This window comes from Bradyrhizobium sp. Leo170 (assembly GCF_004296405.1).
In the GTDB taxonomy this organism is placed as follows: Bacteria; Pseudomonadota; Alphaproteobacteria; order Rhizobiales; family Xanthobacteraceae; genus Bradyrhizobium.
Window position 1 is genome coordinate 1 of record NZ_PSRR01000750.1, and the last position, 1,100, is coordinate 1,100.

Genomic DNA, 1,100 nt, shown 5'->3' on the forward strand with positions numbered 1-1,100 from the left:
TCTAACGCCAAGACATGCTCCCTGTGCGCGCCGTAGTCATGGCGAAAGCTGCCCACGATTTGAGGGCGCATCGTTCTCACGATATCAAGTGGCCAGGCTAGCGAACCGAGACGCTCAGGCCAGCCAGCGCGCTCGCCAGTTTGCGAGCTTCTTCAATCCCGGTGCCAGCAGGCGGTTCAAAAACGATCTGCTTCGGCTCGACTCCGATGGATCGATCCGGATTGAGGACAACAAAGCACGGCTCGCCGGGATTGCGTTCCTTTACTTCAGCTTTGAATTTCGACATTTTTTACCTCACTCATGTCTGCTTGCCGTCGTATCCGATGATCACCATTCGTCGTCAACATACGGCGCGCCACAGCCGCGCCTGCGCCGTTGGGCCGGTAGCGGGCGGACCAACGACAATCCCGCCGCGCTCACCCACTCGTCCAAGAGTTTCCAATTCCTTCCGCGCAGGCCGGGTATCCGCTGCAGGAACAATCCAGGCGTGTAGTCGAGCGCGACGACGTCCTGTGGAGTAAAGTCGGGTTTGCTGCATGCCTTGGCGAGCTCGCTGCGGAGCCATGGCGGCAGAAGGAGAACATGTGGCCGATGCGGCGATGCCGCCGCCTCGCTCAGCTCAGCCGCGCGTCGCAAACGATATTCCTCGCGTGTGATGATCTGCCTGACGCGTTGCGAAGAGATTCCGTAGGACCTGGCAATGGCAGCCAAGCTCTCGCCGGAGCGGCGTCGTTCCAGAATTGAGCGATTACGTTCACTCATGGGGGACAAGAATGCGCTGGGGACATGGAATTAGCCGCGTGCTACGGCGACAACAAGGGGATCTTCGAAGCAGGTTAGTTTGTACGCGAACCAAAAATCCGAAACGGCGTGTCGAGAGTTGTCAAGGCAGAAGGTTTTGATCCCATCACGCTGGCCCGCATTTGCGCGGTTTGGCGCTACCGATTTCGAAACCTCAACAAAAGCTGGCAAAATCTGCCAATCCTTGCAGCGAGTTCCGAAGCAGGACGGTTCACAGAAATTTCCGTTTAATTTCAAGGACGACCAAGTTCTACGGCAGCTCCATGCTGCATGGATGCAGCACGGACAGAGGCTTGAAG

3 protein-coding genes are annotated in these 1,100 nt (G+C 57.5%); 1 reads left to right on the forward strand and 2 read right to left on the reverse strand.

Translation table 11 applies throughout. The annotated features are described in order from the left end of the window. Window positions 1–97: 97 nt before the first annotated feature. Both CWO89_RS44465 and CWO89_RS49880 read right to left on the reverse strand, forming a co-directional pair. On the reverse strand, window positions 98–286 hold the full coding sequence (locus CWO89_RS44465; RefSeq protein ID WP_130584413.1) for a hypothetical protein: 189 nt from the start codon (window positions 284–286) through the stop codon (window positions 98–100). Between the two features lie 41 nt (window positions 287–327). Then, on the reverse strand, window positions 328–762 hold the full coding sequence (locus CWO89_RS49880; RefSeq protein ID WP_165421621.1) for an RNA polymerase sigma factor sigma-70 region 4 domain-containing protein: 435 nt from the start codon (window positions 760–762) through the stop codon (window positions 328–330). A gap of 136 nt (window positions 763–898) precedes the next feature. Between CWO89_RS49880 and CWO89_RS47410 the strand changes: the two genes are divergently transcribed. Then, window positions 899–1,100, forward strand: a 202-nt coding sequence (locus CWO89_RS47410) for a hypothetical protein (RefSeq protein ID WP_207234717.1), incomplete at its 3' end; no start/stop codon positions are given.

Bases quoted from the DNA above. Each gene is read 5' to 3' on its own strand.
- CWO89_RS49880 (WP_165421621.1), bottom strand. From the start codon at position 762: ATGAGTGAACGTAATCGCTCAATTCTGGAACGACGCCGCTCCGGCGAG.
- CWO89_RS44465 (WP_130584413.1), bottom strand. From the start codon at position 286: ATGTCGAAATTCAAAGCTGAAGTAAAGGAACGCAATCCCGGCGAGCCG.